Source organism: Halomonas tibetensis (genome assembly GCF_042643535.1).
Lineage (GTDB): Bacteria > Pseudomonadota > Gammaproteobacteria > Pseudomonadales > Halomonadaceae > Halomonas > Halomonas tibetensis.
Map to the genome: position 1 here is coordinate 74,930 of NZ_JBHRSQ010000040.1, position 14,801 is coordinate 89,730.

Sequence of the window (14,801 nt, forward strand, 5' to 3'; positions counted from 1 at the left end):
CAGGAACTACCCTGGATATTTCGTCTGGCTAACGCTGCTAGGAACTTGCCCGATAGGGGGCGGAAAATGCCTTGATGTGATCAAAGGAGTCCAGCAGCGCGCCTGCAAGAGCAAATGCCTTGTTCAGCAGGCTGGCTTGGATCTCGGGGTCATCGGGATATTCGTGAGAGAACTGATTGCGCATCTCTCTCAGCACTTGTTGCCAAGCCTGGTCATCGCCCAGTGCAGGCGCTCCGAATGACGCTCGCAGATATCGAGGGTTCCTTCAAACGCTTCCTCTGTCAAAGTCGCACTCCGCTTTCACGCGCCACCCGATGGATTGGCAACTTGATACCGCTTGGGCGCTTTATCACCAGATCGATCTTCTGTTCGCCTAGGCGCTGATGCAACTCCACCAGCGCGCTCAGCTTGGCATCGACGATCTCGTCGGCATTCTGAAGAGGTGTTTCTACCATCAGGTCAATATCGCCGCCCCGGGCGTTATCGTCGGTTCGAGAGCCAAACAGCCATACTTCGGCTCCTGCCCCGAAGTGGCGTTTCACCACATCAACGATTGTTTGATGTTCTCGCTCGCTGATCCGCATCTGTCATGCCTCCCAGGACGTTTGGCCAGTCTAGCATAGGCCCCAGAACATGATCGTCGGCAGGCCTATCTTGGCGAGAAGGCGCGCAAGGCCGGTCTTGCTGCCTCGATCCTCGAGGGCGGTGCCGAGCACAGGAGCGAAGGCCCGCTGTTCGACGAGGAGGACCTGGCGCTGCTCTTTGCACCGGCGGTGTAGGGCGTTAGGTTAAGGAATCACCCGGTTTGCTACCCGATCGCGCGGTCGCGTCCCTGGGCCTTGGCGCGATAGAGTCGGCGATCGGCCCGATGGTAGAGTCCATCGAAATCATCATCGCTTTCGGCTTCTGCCACGCCGATGCTGACGGTCAGCCGCCTTCCCTGGGCCGGGCCCGGCATGGGCATCTCACGAACGGCCGCCAGGATGCGCTGGGCCAGCCGCTGGGCAGCCAGGCTATTGCTGAACGGCAGCAGAATGGCAAATTCCTCACCGCCCATACGAGCCACGCTATCCGTCTGGCGGCTGCACTCGAGCAGAAGATTAGCGAACGCCACCAGCACCTGGTCGCCAACCGGATGGCCGAAATCATCGTTGATCTGCTTGAAATGGTCGAGGTCCAGCAGGAGCAGCGAAATCGGGGAATCATGCCGGTCGCGACGCTGGAAATGATGTCCGACGTCTTCGAGAAGTCGACGCCGGTTGCGAAGACCGGTGAGCTCGTCGGTGCGGCTTTGTCGGCGCATCATCTCCCGCTGAGCGTTCAGGCGATAGAGCATCAGCAAGACCACACCGATGGCCGCCACCAGCATCAACAGCATCACTGCCAGGGCCAGTGTCAGCCACTCCATCAGGCGTCGCTGATCGGCCGACGCCCGATGGAGCAGCTCATTGAGCTCGCTGTACGACCAGGCCAGACCCTCCTCGATGTCCATGCCCAGGTTCAATAGATCGACACTTTCCGCTTGCGTCAGGACCCGGTCGCTGTTGACGTTGAGAGTGGCCTCTTCCAGGGCGGGCAACCGGCCGTTGATGGTATCCAGTTCCTCGACAAGCGGCTGATATTGGTCAGGGGGAATTTCGCTGCGCGCGAGCTGTGTCTTGATGCTTTGTATGCGCAGGGGGAGGCGCCACAGGAGATCGTTGAGCTGCTCCACATGGATGGAATCCGCGCTGTCGAGCAGGCTATCGAGGATCATGCGCAGCCGTTCCGGGTCCTCTTGTGCACGCACCACGTCGGTGACCATGGCGGTGTAGTCGGCCCCTATCAGCCGCCGGGCTTCGGAGAGATACACCCCGAAGGCGATCAGGCAGAGGCTAACGATGACCAGATACGTCAGTAAAAGAACAGAGGGCTTTTTCGCCAGATGCCTCACCGGGTCCCCATCTCTTGAATGGCCCAGATCCAACGGGTCATGGGCTCGGTGCCCTCGAGGACTGCTTTCGCATCTTCTGGAACGATCAGCATGAAGGGGCCCAGATCGGCAATATCGATGGGCTCGCCGTTCAGACGGGTCACGAGCATATAGCGTTTTTCGCGTCGCTGTTGCGGGGTGAGAAAGGTCGTATAGCCGTCATGGGCGACGAAACGCACGCGATTGGCGTTCGAGAGTCCCTGATCGGCCAGGAAGGTGTCGAGCGCTACGCCGGAAAAGCGGCCGTCAGGGCCTTCCGGATGCCGCATCTCGACGTGAATCAATGGTGAGGACTCGATATCGCTCAACGATATCGTTTGGCTCTCGGCGCCTTGCCTCAGCGTGAGCTCGCTACCTTGGGCCAGTGGCACCATCCCTATGAAGACCATCAGAAAAAGCCCGAATCGCGTCCTGCGCATCTGCCGTTGACGGCCCATGGTCGGTGACACCTGGTGAGGTTTAAAGGAAACTTTGTCCCAGCCCGCGCTTCGGGTCAAGCGGTGGTTGATCGGCATTTCACCTCAGCTGCTCTCGCCCGATTTAAGTTCGAAGCCCACATCGTGGCGCAGGCGACGGACGGGGTTGCCTGCTAGTCGATTAAGCACCTCTTCGGCGGCCAGCCGACCCATGGCCTCCCGGGCGGAGCGCTTGTCGATGGCGGTCCGGTACTGGTCTATGCTTCGGCCGACCCCGATCGGGTCCAGGCCGCTCAGCAGGCGCTGGGGGTGGCCCGCGCCGGGGCGCTGGTGGAGCAGGCGCTGGGCCGGCTGTCACGCACGCTGGTCGATGAGGGCGTGGGTCGCCTGGTGGTGGCCGGCAAGACCCTCGAGGCAGCGGTCTACGCCACCGAGGAGCGCTTTCCGCGTGACTGATGCCACCCATAACGGAAACGAGACGAAGGGAGCACGCCCTATGATCCGACTGGCCGCCAATCTCAGCATGCTGTTTAACGAGCATGACTTTCTTGACCGTTTCGCCGCGGCGAGCCAGGCCGGCTTTCGCGGCGTCGAGTACCTGTTTCCCTATGCTTACGCGCCCGACACGCTGGGCGAGTTGCTGGCGGAGACCGGCCTTGAGCAGGTGCTTTTCAACCTGCCGCCGGGGGACTGGGAGGCCGGCGAGCGCGGCCTGGCCAGCCTGCCGGGGCGCGAGGCGGAGTTTCGTGACTCGGTGGCGGAGGCGCTGCGCTATGCCCAGGTGCTGGACTGTCCGCGGGTTCACGCCATGGCGGGACTGCTGCCGGCAGATGCCGATCAGCACGAAGCACGTGCCGCCCACCACGCGACCTATATCGAGAATCTGCGCTTCGCCGCCCGCGAGGCCGCCAAGGTGGGACGCGAGGTGCTGATCGAACCGATCAACACCCGAGACATGCCGGGCTTCTTCCTCTCGCGCCAGGCCCAGGCGATGGCGGTGCTCGAGGAGGTAGGCGAGCCCAATCTGCGCCTGCAGTTCGATCTCTACCACTGCCAGATCATGGACGGCGACCTGATACGCCATCTGGAGCAGCAGTTCGCCGCCATCGGCCATGTGCAGATTGCCGGGGTGCCGGAGCGCCATGAGCCTGATGTCGGCGAGGTGCACTATCCGGCGCTGTTCGAGTGCCTGGAAGCGCTGAGCTATGAGGGCTGGGTCGGCTGCGAGTACCGCCCGGCCGCCGACACCCGCCAGGGCCTGGGCTGGGGACGCGACCTCGGTCTGCTTCCCGGCTGATGCGAATGGCCCGCATCGATGGGCTACGTCATCCATAGAGTTCAATAACAAAGAGTTCAATAACAAGAGGATGCCTGGTGATGGCGAGCTCGGTGTCCGCCTATGGCGGTGAGCTGCCCGAGACCCTCGACGATATGACCGCCCTGCAGCCGCAAAACTCCTATGGGGCGCAGAAGGCCATGTGCGAGCTGCTGATCAATGATTACAGCCGCCGCGCCCTGATCGACGGCCGGGTGCTGCGTCTGCCGACCATCGTGATTCGCCCGGGGCGGCCCAACGCGGCGGCCTCTCTGCGCTTCGAGCACCAGTTGACGCGTCTGGTGATGGCCATCGCCATCGTGATGCTGGTGATCTCGGTGACGCTCAGTTTCTATCAGGTACTGACACGCTTCTTGTTCAACGCCCCCTCGACCTAGACCGAGGTGGCCTCGCGCGTCGATGATCTGGTGCGTCTTTATGGCCGCGGCGCCGACGTTCCGCGGTGGCTACATGATGGCCGTTGAGGGGCATTCGCAGTGGCCAAGTGTTTATCAACAACTACGGCGCCGGCGGTGGCATCGAGCTGCCATTTGGTGGGCGTTGGGCTGATGGGGCATGGCATTGGCAGAAGCCGTGCACGCCCTCTACGCTGGCGTGGAGGATCAGAGCATGGCGGTGCCGGAGCTGATCGCCCTGCTGGAAAAGCACTCCTGACCTGATGGTGAATCCGTTGCGCACACTTTCCTATCGCCAGCAGGGGCTGCTGCTCACCGGGGGTGGGGCATTGATCATGTCGCCCGACGCCCTGCTGATCAAACTCGCTGATCTGCCCGATGCCGAGATTCTGATGTGGCGCGGCTTCCTGTCGGCACTGGGCTTCCTGCTAATCGTGCTGGTTAGACATGGTCGCAACACCCTGGCGGCGTATCGACGTTGCGGCGGCACCGGTATCGCCGTGGCGCTGCTGTTCAGCCTGACGACCTGCGGCTTCGTGCTCGGTAACCAGTACACCATGGCCGGCAACGTGCTCCTCATCCTGGCCACGTCGCCCCTGATCGCCGCGGGCCTTTCCTGGTTGATCCTCAAGGAACGCTTGCCGAGACATACCTGGGTGGCGATCTGGATCTGCCTGGCCGGTATCGCCATGATCGTGATCGACGATATCGATGCCGGCTCCTGGGTGGGCAATGCGTTTGCCTTTCTGGCGGCCTTCACCCTGGCGCTGAATTTCACGCTCTGCCGCACTCGGCCGGGCGTGGACATGAGCCCGATGCTCACTTTCAACGGCCTGATTGTCGGAAGTGGCGCCAGCCTGGTGCTGTTGCTGGGCGATGGCATCGCGCTGCCGGCCCCCAACCAGCTGGCGGTGCTGGGGCTATTGTGCCTGGTGATTGTGCCGTGCGGGGTGACGCTGCTGCAGCGCGGGCCGCTCTATCTGCCTGCCGCCGAGGTGGGGCTGCTGCTGCTGCTCGAGGTGGTGGTGGGGACCTTTCTGGCCTGGTGGATCATCGCCGAGCAGCCGACGCCCCTGGCGATCCTGGGCGGCTGCCTGGTACTGATGACTCTGGTCGTGAAGGGGCTTTATGAGCGGCGCCTGGAACGGCGGGCGGTGGGGGAAGGTGTCGTAAAAGCGCCGGAAACGAATTGATCCCTTAATCGCGCGTCGAGTTTCTGGTCCCCCCAGCATGTCGACATCAAGGCTCATCATCCTCTGCCCGGAGCAGCGCGTTTAGGTCTGCATGCCGCTGGCTTGGTGCTGATGATGATCGGACCGCTGCTGGTGCCCCTGGGGTACTCGCTGGCGCCGCTGTCCTTGCTGCTGCCGGTGACCTTCATCGACTTCGGGTTGAGCTACGCCTTCTTCGCCTACCCGATCGAGAGCAGTTACGTAAAAGTTTGAGGGCAAAGGGGAAGCTTGCAACGTCGGATTGATGGGGGGAAAACGTCAAAATGTTGTAGAATGAGGGTGTGGACGTGCAACCCCCGCTACAAACGTGCAGAAATGGAGGTAGACGTGGACGTCATCGATCGTGAAACCGCCCAAGCGATTGGCAATGGTGAAAGCCTGTTTGCTGGCCTGGACCTGCCTGAAGACATCTTTACAGATAATGTGGTTTTCATTCGCCAGGTACGCGCCGGGATCTCAGGGCAGCTTGTACGAAGAGCAATCAAGGTGCTGAACGAGCGTGATTTGTTCGTGACACTGCTAGAGACCGACTCTAGCAATCTGCATCGCTTCTACAAGCGCAAAGCCTTGGGCCGCAATCAAAGCGAAGAAGTTCTGGATACGCTTCGTTTGTACTACCAGGCTGCGAACGTGTTCGGTGATGCTGATGTTGCTCGTGAGTGGATGCATTGTGAAGTGCCAGCTCTGAGGGGATCTCGCCCCGTCGACCTGGTTGATACCGCCCAGGGGCGTGACATGATTCGCCAGGTTCTCGGTAAAATCGAGTACGGAGAGTTCTCTTAACAGCTGGACTGCTGTTTGTTTGCTTGTTGTTTCAAGGGGGTTTCTCCTTGCCGGAATCTCCGGGGTAAATACTCCCATGTGCCCAGTCGGAAGGTGAATAAACCCATGCGGGTATACCGGATCACAAAGAAGAAATATGTCAGCAATTTCAATGGCCGAGGGGCGAGTTATGAAGATGGCGCCCGCTGGAATTTACCTGGCCAGCCAGTGCTCTACTTCGGTACCAGCGCTTCGGTCGCCATGCTGGAAATGGGGCATTATATTCCTACCCCCAAGATGGTGCCCAAAAGCTTTGTGCTTGGCATTTACGATATTGATAGCACTGCTATTGAAAGCGTGGAGCTGAGTGAGCTTACTGATGGGTGGGATAATTTCCCCTACCCGCTAGCCACTCAGAGAATCGGCAGCGACTTCCTGGAGCGTGGTGATAACCTGATATTGCTAGTGCCAAGCAGCGCCGCTGCCGGCATTGATAACATGATCGTGGTAAACCCTGAGCATCCCGATATCAATAAAATGAGTCTGATTGAGACGCGTAGTGAAATTTTCAACTCAAGATTATTCAAGGGTCTGTGAGATAGACTGCCACCCGATTCCTCATTCGGAACTCATGGGCCTGAATCCTGGATTCCTGGATTCCTGCAATAAGCGCAGCAGCCCCCCCATGCAAGATATCGCTATTGGGCTCCACACCCAACGCTGAAGAGCCTGAAATAGGCGGAAGAAGGGCTGTCCAGGGAATCCGGGCTGGCTATGCCAGCCGCGGTGCCAGCCCCGCTGCGGCCACCAGGGCCCGGGTGTAGTCGCTTCTGGGGTTCTCCAGTACGTCGAGGCAGTCGCCGCTCTCTACCACTTCCCCCTCCTTGAGCACCATGATGCGGTGGGCCATGGCGCGCACCACGGCCAGGTCGTGGCTGATAAACAGATAGCTCAGGCCGCGGCGGGCCTGGAGGTCGCGCAACAGCACCACCAGTTGCTTCTGGACGGTGCGGTCCAGCGCCGAGGTGGGCTCGTCGAGCACGATGAGCTCCGGTTCGAGGATGATCGCCCGGGCCACGGCGATGCGTTGGCGCTGCCCGCCGGAGAACTCGTGGGGGTAGCGGTCGGCGCAGTCGGCGGGAAGCCCCACCTCGGCCAGGGTCTCGGCCACCCGGCGAGCCACCTCGACCTCCGTGAGCGTCGGCTGGTGGAAGCGCAACCCCTCGCTGACGATCTCCGAGACGGGAAGCCTGGGCGAGAGCGACCCGAAGGGGTCCTGGAAGACGATCTGCACCCGGTGGCGCAGGCGGCGCAGGGCGCCGCCGGCGAGGGTGTCCAGGCGAGTGTCGCCGAAGGTGATCTCGCCGTGGCTCTGGGTGAGGCGCAGCAGCGCCAGGGCCAGGGTCGTCTTGCCGGAGCCGGATTCGCCGACGATGCCCAGGGTCTCGCCGGGGGCCAGGGTGAGATCCAGCGGCCTGACCGCCTCGAAGGCCGGCGGGCGCTTCACAAACAGCTTCTTGGGGCGCTGGAAGCTGACCCCGAGCCCGCGGGCCTGGAGCAGCGGTGCACCGCGCGGCACCGCCACCGGGCGGCCCTCCGGCTCGGCGTCGAGCAGGGTGCGGGTGTAGGCGCTGGTCGGTGAGCCGAAGACGCGCTCCACCGGCCCTGTCTCCTGCTCGCGGCCCTGGAACAGCACGCAGACCCGATCGGCATGGCGCCGCACCAGGTTGAGGTCGTGGGTGATGAACAGCATGCCCATGCCGTGGTGGTCGCGCAGCTCGGCGAGCAGGGCGAGGATCTCCTGCTGCACGGTGACGTCCAGCGCGGTGGTGGGCTCATCGGCAATCAGCAGCGCCGGGTCGTTGGCAATCGCCATGGCGATCATCACCCGCTGGCGTTGGCCGCCTGAGAGCTGGTGGGGCCAGACGTCGATCAGCTCTTCGGGGCGCTGCAGCTTGACCTGGGCCAGCAGCTCGATTATCCGGGCGCGCGCGGCGCGACCGCTGAGCCCCTGGTGCAGGCGCAGGGTCTCGCCGATCTGCTTGCCCACGGTGTGCAGCGGGTTCAGCGAGGTCATCGGCTCCTGGAAGATGAAGCCCACGCGGCCGCCGCGCACGCCCTGCCAGTCGCGGCGGCGCAGCCGGGAAAGGTCGGTATCCCCCAGCCAGCGAGCGCCGCTGACGGCGGCATTGCCCGGCAGCAGGTCCATGGCGCCCAGCGCCGAGACCGACTTGCCGGAGCCGGATTCGCCCACCAGCGCCAGGGTCTCGCCGGGGGCCACGGTGAGCGAGAGGCGATCCAGCACGGTGACGCCGTCGAAGGCGACCGAAAACTCCTCGAGGCGCAACAGCGGTGAGCGGGACGAGAGTTCAGGCATCGGTCTGGCTCCTGGCGGCGGCCTGGGTCCCGGTGGTCTGGGCTTTGGCGGACCCGGTTGCCGCGGGCACGGGGGTGGCGGCGTGGCGGACGTGGCGGGGGTCGAAGGCGTCGCGCAGCCCTTCGCCGATGAACACCAGCAGCGAGAGCATCAGCGACAGACTGACGAAGGCGGTGATGCCCAGCCAGGGGGCGTGCAGGTTGTTCTTGCCCTGGGCCACCAGCTCACCCAGCGATGGCGACCCGGGGGGCAGGCCGAAGCCCAGAAAGTCCAGGGCGGTCAGAGTGGTGATGGCGCCGGTGAACAGGAAGGGCACGAAGGTGAGGGTGGCCACCATGGCGTTGGGCAGCACGTGTCGCCACATGATCAGCCGAGGGGGCAGCCCCATGGCGCGGGCGGCGCGCACGTACTCCAGGTTGCGGGCGCGCAGGAACTCGGCGCGCACCACGTCGACCAGCCCCAGCCAGGAGAACAGCAGCATAATGCCGAGCAGCCACCAGAAGCCCGGCTGCACGAAGCTGGCCAGGATGATGAGCAGAAACAGCACCGGCAGCCCCGACCAGATCTCGGTGAAGCGCTGGCCGATCAGGTCGGTCTTGCCGCCGAAGTAGCCCTGAATACCGCCCACCAGCACCCCCATTACCAGCGAGCCGGCGGTGAGCACCAGGGCAAAGGCCACCGAGAGCCGGAAGCCATAGATTACCCGAGCCAGCACGTCGCGCCCCTGGTCGTCGGTGCCCAGCCAGTGGCGGGCGTCCGGCGGCGCGGGCGAAGGCTGCATCATCTGCATGTCCAGGGTCTGGTAGGAGAAGGGGATCGGCGGCCACAGCGCCCAGCCGTTCTCCTCGATCTGCGCCTGGACGAAGGGGTCGTGGTAGTCGGCGGTGGTAGGCAGGAAGCCGCCGAACTCGGTTTCCGGGTAGTCCACCAGCAGCGGTACGTACCACTGGCCGTCGTAGTGCATCACCAGCGGCTTGTCGTTGGCGATCAGCTCGGCGCCGATACTCACCACGAACAGCGCCAGGAAGAGCCACAGCGAGACCCGGGCGCGACGGTTGGCCCGAAAGACCGCCAGGCGGCGGCGGGTGATGGGAGAGAAGCGGTCCGCGCGGAACGTGAAGCGGGTCTTGAAGAAAGCGGCCATCGGCTCAGGACTCCCTCGTCTCGAAGTCGATGCGCGGGTCTACCCACACATAGGTCAGATCGGAGACCAGCTTCAGCAGCAGGCCGATCAGCGTATACAGATAGAGCGTGCCAAAGATCACCGGGTAGTCGCGCTGCATCACCGCCTCGAAGCCGAGCAGCCCCAGCCCCTCCAGGGAGAAGATCACCTCGATCAGCAGAGAGCCGGTGAAGAAGATCGCGATCAAGGCGCCTGGCAGGCCGGCGATGATAATCAGCATGGCGTTGCGGAACACGTGGCCGTAGAGCACGCCGCCATCGCTTGCTCCCTTGGCCCGGGCGGTGAGCACGTACTGCTTGTGAACCTCGTCGAGGAAGCTGTTCTTGGTCAGCATGGTCAGGGTGGCGAAGCTGCCGATGGTCATGGCCACCACCGGCAGGGTGATGTGCCAAAGGTAGTCCTTGACCTTGCCCCAGGTGCTGAGCTCGTGGAAGTCGGGCGAGGTGAGCCCGCGCAGCGGGAACAGGTCCCAGTAGCTGCCGCCGGCGAACAGCACGATCAGGAGGATCGCGAACAGGAAACCGGGGATGGCGTAGCCGACGATGACCAGCCCCGAGGTCCAGACGTCGAAGCGCGAGCCGTGGTGGAGCGCCTTGCGGATGCCCAGCGGTATCGAGATCAGGTAGACCAGCAGCGTGGTCCAGAGTCCCAGCGAGATCGACACCGGCAATCGCTCGATCATCAGTTCCACTACCGGTCGGTCGCGGAAGAAGCTGTTGCCGAAGTCGAAGGTGGCGTAGTCGCGCATCATGCCGAGGAAGCGGACGTGGGCCGGCTGGTCGAAGCCGAACTGCTCCTCGAGCTGCTCGATGAAGCGCGGATCGATGCCGCGGGCGCCCCGCGACTCGTCGCGCACCATCACCTCGCCGCCGGCGTCGAGCCGGGTGCTGGCCATGGCATCGGCGCCTTCGAAGCGGGCCAGCATCTGGTCGATGGGGCCGCCCGGGGCGGCCTGCACGATGACGAAGTTGAGCAGCATGATCCCGATCAGGGTGGGGATCATCAGCAGCAGGCGGCGCAGAATGTAGCGACTCACGAGGGCAGCTTCCTTGTTCGTGTCCGGGGTGGCATCAGCGGCGACGCAGGCGCTGGTTGATCTCGGCTTCCCGCTCGGCATTCACCCACCAGGCGGCGAGGTCCAGGCCATAGGCCGGGAAGGGTTCGGGCCAGCGGAACTTGTCCCAGAGAGCGATGCGGGTCTCGCCGGAGTGGTAGTGGGGGATCATCGGGAAGCGCCACAGCAGCACCCGGTCCAGGGCACGGGCGGTGGCATTGAGCTCATCGCGGCTGTCGGCACGGATCAGCCGATCGACCAGATCGTCCACCACGGGGTCGGCCAGGCCCATCATGTTGCGGCTTTGTGGCGTCTCGGCGGCGGCGCTGGTCCAGAAGTCACGCTGCTCGTTGCCGGGGTTGTTCGACTGCGGAAACTGTCCGACGGTCATATCGAAGTCGAAGCTGCGCAGGCGGTTGAGGTACTGGTTGATATCGACGATGCGGATGCTGCCGCTGATGCCCAGGCGCGCCATGTTGCGCAGCATCGGCTGGGTGACCCGCTCCATGCCGGTATCGAACAGCAGCACTTCCACGGTCAGCGGCTGGCCTGTCTCGCCGTGCACCAGGCGATCCCCCTTGACCTCGTAGCCTGCCTCGCGCAGCAGGTCCAGCGCCAGGCGCAGCCGCTCGCGCAGCTCAATGGGGTGCTCGAAAGGCACCGGCTCCTGGAACAGCCGCTCGGGCAGCTCGTCGCGCCAGGGGGCGAGCAGGGCCAGTTCGTCGCCCTCGGGTAGCCCTTCGGCTGCCATCTCGGAGTTCTGGAAATAGCTCTCGGTGCGCCGGTAGGCATCGTAGAAGAGGTTGGCGTTGAGCCAGGGGAAGTCGAAGGTCAGTGAGAGGGCCTCGCGCACCCGGGGGTCGCTGAAGCGGTCGCGGCGCAGATTGAAGACAAAGGCCTGCATGCGCGCCGGCTGGCCGTCCGGCACGGCCAGGCGCTTCACCAGGCCGTCGCGGTAGGCGGGAAAGTCGTAGCCGATGGCCCAGGTGGCCGCGCGGGCATCGATGCGGTAGTCCAGCACCCCGGCCTTGAAGGCTTCCCAGGCGATGTCGCGGTCGCGATAGTAGTCGTAGACCAGCCGTTCGATGTTGTGGCGGCCACGCTTCACCGGCAGGTCCTGGCCCCAGTAGTCGGGGTCTCGCTGATAGACGATGCGCCGGCCCGGGTCGATCTCGCCGATTCGGTAGGGGCCGGAGCCGGGATGGGCGTCCAGGGTCGGGGCGGTGAAGTCGTGTTCCTGCCAGTAGTGTTTGGGCAGCACCGGCAGCTGGCCGACGATCAGCGGCAGCTCCCGGGAGTGTACCTCGGCGAAATCGAAACGCACGGTGTGCTCGTCGAGTGCCGTGACCCGTTCTACATCGGCATAGTAGGCGCCGTAGAAGGGATTGCCCTGCTCGGTGAGCAGCTCGAAGCTGAACACCACGTCGTGGGCAGTGAGCGGTTCGCCGTCGTGGAAGCGCGCCTCGGGGCGCAAGTCGAATTCGATCCACTCCCGGTCAGGATCCAGTCGCATGCCGGATGCGAGCAAGCCATAGACCGAGAAGGGTTCGTCCGGGTTGCCTTCGACCAGGGTGTCGTAGATCTCGAAGAGCCCCGCAGCCGGGGTGCCGCGGATAATAAAGGGGTTGGTGGAGTCGAAGCTGCCGCCCACCGCGGCCTGGGTCAGGGTGCCGCCGCTGGGCGCCTCGGGATTGACATGGGGGAAGTGGCCGAAGCCTTCCGGCAGTTCCGGGTCGTCATAGAGTGCCAGGCCGTGAACCGTGGACACGTCGCCGGGCGAGGCCGTCACTGCCTGGTTAGCCGGCAGGGCGGTCGTCAGGACCGTTGTCATGGCGAAAGGCAGCAGGCAGGCCGCGGCACGAGCGGCCAGGGTAAGGCGGCGCAAGGCTGAGGGCATCGGCGACATCCTTGGTCGGTGGCAGCCAGCCCTCAATGGGGCCGACGTTGGTCGGCCAACAAGTTGTCAGGCCCTTGGCGGCTTGGCAAGCGTTCCCGTCATCCTTCCGACTCGATCAGCGGTAGGCGAGGCTCTGGCGGGGCAGATCAAGCACCTGCCCAGGCTGCAGTATGTCGCCGTTCAGACCATTGACCTGACGAATCTGTGACACGCTCACGCCCTGGCGGGAGGCGATCGTCGAAAGGCTATCGCCGCTCTGCACCACGTAGCGGGCCTCACCGCTGCCGGCCGGCGAGGGCGACGAGGCGGGCGTCTCCAGACTCGCCATCAGGGTATCGGCGCGGCCGGCGGGAACCAGCAGCACTCGGGCCTGGCCGGGGTGGGCGGTGCCGTTGCTGAGGGCGGGATTGAGCGCGGCGAGCTCACCGCGGCTGGCGCCGGAGAGGCGGGCGGCTTCGTCCAGGCCGAGCGGACGGTTCACGGGAATCTTGGCAAAGGCCGGCGCGTCCTCGATGACGGGGAGGGCGACCTGGTATTTGTCAGGATTGTCGACGATGGCAGCGATGGCTTTGAGCTTGGGGAGGTAGTTCATGGTCTCCCGGGGTAGGCTCAGGCTCCAGTAGTCGTCGCCGTTGCCGCTGGAGACGGCGTTGCGACGCGCCCTGTTCACGGTGCCGGCGCCGGCGTTGTAGGCGGCCAGTGAGAGCTCGAGGTCGCCCTCGTACCACTGATCGGCCTGCAGCTCGATGTAATCCAGGGCGGCGCGGGTCGAGGCCACCACGTCAAGGCGACCGTCGTAGCCGCGCACTCGGCGCAGACCCAGGGCGTCGCCGGTGCCGGGCATGAACTGCCACAGGCCGGCAGCGCCACGATGGCTGCGGGCGGTGGGATCGAAGGAGCTCTCCACGAAGGGGATCAGGGCGATCTCCCCCGGCAGGCCACGCGCTTCGACCTGCTCGACGATCCACGCGAGCCACGGGCGCGCGCGCTCGGTGATCTCGACGATGTTATGAGGGCTAGCGCGGTAGTGATCGATCCAGTGCTGGACTCGCGGCTCGTCCAGGCTCTGCTGCCACTGGAAGCTGGCACGCAGCCGACTCCAGGCGTCGCGGGGTTCCAGTGCCAGGGCATCCCAGAAATGCGTCTCCACGGGCAGCCGGTGGGTCTGGGCCGACGTTGCGTTTGACCGGAGGGACTGGCGCTGTTCAGCGCTCAGCGTGGAGGCCTGGCTATAGACGCTGCTGGCCAGCAGCGAGCCAATCAGTGCGCTAACACTGGCAAAGCCGATCAACATGCGGCGCTTGGTGTGGTAGGTCATCCGGAAGCGTTTCTCCTGGTCGTGAGCGGTCCCGCCAACAGCGGGGTAAACCGCATGACGTCCATTTGGGGAAATATCAAAATTGGTCTTTCCAGGCGCGCAGCGTGGCGAAAGTGATCGCCTCGCTGTTGGTGTCACCATGGGCCGAGGCGGCCTGGCGAACGCCAGCATCGTGGCAGCGCAGGAAAGGATTGATGCGCTTCTCGCGCGCCAGAGAACTCGGCAGCGTGGGGCGGTCGAGATCGCGGGCGTGCTGGCACTCTTCCATTGCCTGGGTCACATCCGGGTTGTGGGGGTCGGCGGCCAACGCGAAGCGCAGGTTGGCCAGGGTATATTCGTGGGCGGCAAACACCAGGGTGTCGTCGGGCAGCGCCACCAGCTTGCCGAGGGATTCGTGCATCTGCTCGGGGGTGCCCTCGAAGAGACGACCGCAGCCGGCGCTGAACAGGGCGTCGCCGCAGAACAGCAGCGGGGGAATGCCGGCGGTAAAGAAGGCGATATGATCCAGGGTGTGTCCCGGTACTTCATGCACCTCGAACAACCGTCCCATGGCGCGAAACTCGTCACCCTGGCCGACTCGCTCGTCGATGCCGGCAATATCGGGATTATCGGGGCCAATGACCCGGGGCGAATAGCGCTCGATCAGGGTCGAGAGACCCGCGGTGTGATCCTGATGGTGGTGGGTGATCAGCACCGTGCTCAGCGTCAGTCCCTCGCGCTCGATCAGCTCGATCACCGGGGCGGCATCACCCGGGTCCACCACGCCGATCTCGGAACTCGTATCCTGGCGCAGTAGCCAGATATAGTTGTCGCCAAATGCGGGTATCGGTGTCACGCTCAACATGGTCTGTGTGTCCTG

16 protein-coding genes and 1 pseudogene are annotated in these 14,801 nt (G+C 64.1%); 7 read left to right on the forward strand and 10 right to left on the reverse strand.

Going from position 1 to position 14,801, the window contains the following annotated elements; genetic code table 11:
- Window positions 1–37: 37 nt before the first annotated feature.
- The 4 genes from ACFODV_RS16580 to ACFODV_RS16595 form a co-directional block, all read right to left on the reverse strand.
- Window positions 38–184: a hypothetical protein gene (locus ACFODV_RS16580; RefSeq protein WP_379761434.1), complete on the reverse strand. Its 147-nt coding sequence runs from the start codon at window positions 182–184 to the stop codon at window positions 38–40.
- A gap of 97 nt (window positions 185–281) precedes the next feature.
- On the reverse strand, window positions 282–584 hold the full coding sequence (locus tag ACFODV_RS16585) for a nucleotidyltransferase domain-containing protein (RefSeq protein ID WP_379761437.1): 303 nt from the start codon (window positions 582–584) through the stop codon (window positions 282–284).
- Between the two features lie 224 nt (window positions 585–808).
- Window positions 809–1,933 (reverse strand): GGDEF domain-containing protein, encoded by a 1,125-nt coding sequence (locus tag ACFODV_RS16590; RefSeq protein ID WP_379761439.1) that lies wholly within the window; start codon window positions 1,931–1,933, stop codon window positions 809–811.
- Window positions 1,930–2,487 carry a molybdopterin-dependent oxidoreductase gene (locus ACFODV_RS16595; protein WP_379761441.1) on the reverse strand — a complete coding sequence of 186 codons (558 nt, stop codon included), beginning with the start codon at window positions 2,485–2,487 and terminating at the stop codon, window positions 1,930–1,932. Before ACFODV_RS16595 ends, ACFODV_RS16590 begins: the two co-directional genes overlap by 4 nt.
- Before the next feature lie 81 nt (window positions 2,488–2,568).
- Here ACFODV_RS16595 and ACFODV_RS16600 point away from each other — a divergent pair, with 81 nt between their 5' ends.
- The 7 genes and pseudogenes from ACFODV_RS16600 to ACFODV_RS16630 all read left to right on the forward strand — a co-directional run bounded on the left by ACFODV_RS16600 (window position 2,569) and on the right by ACFODV_RS16630 (window position 6,710).
- Window positions 2,569–2,844, forward strand: a complete 276-nt coding sequence (locus ACFODV_RS16600) for a nucleotide-binding domain containing protein (protein WP_379761515.1) — start codon at window positions 2,569–2,571, stop codon at window positions 2,842–2,844.
- Window positions 2,845–2,884: 40 nt separating this feature from the next.
- Window positions 2,885–3,685 (forward strand): 2-oxo-tetronate isomerase, encoded by an 801-nt coding sequence (gene otnI, locus ACFODV_RS16605; protein WP_379761443.1) that lies wholly within the window; start codon window positions 2,885–2,887, stop codon window positions 3,683–3,685.
- Between the two features lie 74 nt (window positions 3,686–3,759).
- Window positions 3,760–3,975 (forward strand): annotated as a pseudogene (locus ACFODV_RS16610) (NAD-dependent epimerase/dehydratase family protein); the annotation flags it as partial.
- 419 nt (window positions 3,976–4,394) lie between these two features.
- The gene (locus tag ACFODV_RS16615; RefSeq protein WP_379761445.1) at window positions 4,395–5,312 is read left to right on the forward strand and encodes a DMT family transporter; all 918 of its coding nucleotides are present in this window, start codon (window positions 4,395–4,397) and stop codon (window positions 5,310–5,312) included.
- A 114-nt stretch (window positions 5,313–5,426) separates the two neighbouring features.
- Window positions 5,427–5,564, forward strand: a complete 138-nt coding sequence (locus tag ACFODV_RS16620) for a hypothetical protein (RefSeq protein ID WP_379761447.1) — start codon at window positions 5,427–5,429, stop codon at window positions 5,562–5,564.
- Window positions 5,565–5,678: 114 nt separating this feature from the next.
- The gene (locus tag ACFODV_RS16625; protein WP_379761449.1) at window positions 5,679–6,134 is read left to right on the forward strand and encodes an antitoxin Xre/MbcA/ParS toxin-binding domain-containing protein; all 456 of its coding nucleotides are present in this window, start codon (window positions 5,679–5,681) and stop codon (window positions 6,132–6,134) included.
- A 105-nt stretch (window positions 6,135–6,239) separates the two neighbouring features.
- The gene (locus ACFODV_RS16630) at window positions 6,240–6,710 is read left to right on the forward strand and encodes an RES family NAD+ phosphorylase (protein WP_379761451.1); all 471 of its coding nucleotides are present in this window, start codon (window positions 6,240–6,242) and stop codon (window positions 6,708–6,710) included.
- Between the two features lie 175 nt (window positions 6,711–6,885).
- Here ACFODV_RS16630 and ACFODV_RS16635 read toward each other — a convergent pair whose 3' ends face one another.
- From ACFODV_RS16635 to gloB, 6 genes are all read right to left on the reverse strand, one after another.
- On the reverse strand, window positions 6,886–8,490 hold the full coding sequence (locus ACFODV_RS16635) for an ABC transporter ATP-binding protein (protein WP_379761453.1): 1,605 nt from the start codon (window positions 8,488–8,490) through the stop codon (window positions 6,886–6,888).
- On the reverse strand, window positions 8,483–9,634 hold the full coding sequence (locus tag ACFODV_RS16640) for an ABC transporter permease (protein ID WP_379761455.1): 1,152 nt from the start codon (window positions 9,632–9,634) through the stop codon (window positions 8,483–8,485). Before ACFODV_RS16640 ends, ACFODV_RS16635 begins: the two co-directional genes overlap by 8 nt.
- Window positions 9,635–9,638: 4 nt before the next feature.
- A complete protein-coding gene (locus ACFODV_RS16645) occupies window positions 9,639–10,709 on the reverse strand; it encodes a microcin C ABC transporter permease YejB (RefSeq protein ID WP_379761457.1) in 1,071 nt (356 codons plus the stop codon).
- Window positions 10,710–10,743: 34 nt separating this feature from the next.
- Complete coding sequence (locus tag ACFODV_RS16650) at window positions 10,744–12,624, reverse strand: extracellular solute-binding protein (RefSeq protein ID WP_379761459.1); 1,881 nt, start codon at window positions 12,622–12,624, stop codon at window positions 10,744–10,746.
- 115 nt (window positions 12,625–12,739) lie between these two features.
- Window positions 12,740–13,942, reverse strand: coding sequence for a transglycosylase SLT domain-containing protein (locus ACFODV_RS16655; RefSeq protein ID WP_379761461.1), 1,203 nt, complete (start codon window positions 13,940–13,942; stop codon window positions 12,740–12,742).
- 76 nt (window positions 13,943–14,018) lie between these two features.
- Entirely contained in the window at window positions 14,019–14,786 is a 768-nt protein-coding gene (gloB, locus tag ACFODV_RS16660; RefSeq protein WP_379761463.1) for a hydroxyacylglutathione hydrolase, read from the reverse strand.
- Window positions 14,787–14,801: the final 15 nt, after the last annotated feature.

What these genes read in the sequence shown, in the direction of transcription:
- ACFODV_RS16580 (WP_379761434.1), bottom strand. Translation starts at nt 184, where the DNA reads ATGCGCAATCAGTTCTCTCACGAATATCCCGATGACCCCGAGATCCAA.
- ACFODV_RS16585 (WP_379761437.1), bottom strand. Translation starts at nt 584, where the DNA reads ATGCGGATCAGCGAGCGAGAACATCAAACAATCGTTGATGTGGTGAAA.
- ACFODV_RS16595 (WP_379761441.1), bottom strand. Translation starts at nt 2,487, where the DNA reads ATGCCGATCAACCACCGCTTGACCCGAAGCGCGGGCTGGGACAAAGTT.
- otnI (WP_379761443.1), top strand. Translation starts at nt 2,885, where the DNA reads ATGATCCGACTGGCCGCCAATCTCAGCATGCTGTTTAACGAGCATGAC.
- ACFODV_RS16620 (WP_379761447.1), top strand. Translation starts at nt 5,427, where the DNA reads ATGATCGGACCGCTGCTGGTGCCCCTGGGGTACTCGCTGGCGCCGCTG.
- ACFODV_RS16630 (WP_379761451.1), top strand. Translation starts at nt 6,240, where the DNA reads ATGCGGGTATACCGGATCACAAAGAAGAAATATGTCAGCAATTTCAAT.
- ACFODV_RS16635 (WP_379761453.1), bottom strand. Translation starts at nt 8,490, where the DNA reads ATGCCTGAACTCTCGTCCCGCTCACCGCTGTTGCGCCTCGAGGAGTTT.
- ACFODV_RS16640 (WP_379761455.1), bottom strand. Translation starts at nt 9,634, where the DNA reads ATGGCCGCTTTCTTCAAGACCCGCTTCACGTTCCGCGCGGACCGCTTC.
- ACFODV_RS16650 (WP_379761459.1), bottom strand. Translation starts at nt 12,624, where the DNA reads ATGCCCTCAGCCTTGCGCCGCCTTACCCTGGCCGCTCGTGCCGCGGCC.
- ACFODV_RS16655 (WP_379761461.1), bottom strand. Translation starts at nt 13,942, where the DNA reads ATGACCTACCACACCAAGCGCCGCATGTTGATCGGCTTTGCCAGTGTT.
- gloB (WP_379761463.1), bottom strand. Translation starts at nt 14,786, where the DNA reads ATGTTGAGCGTGACACCGATACCCGCATTTGGCGACAACTATATCTGG.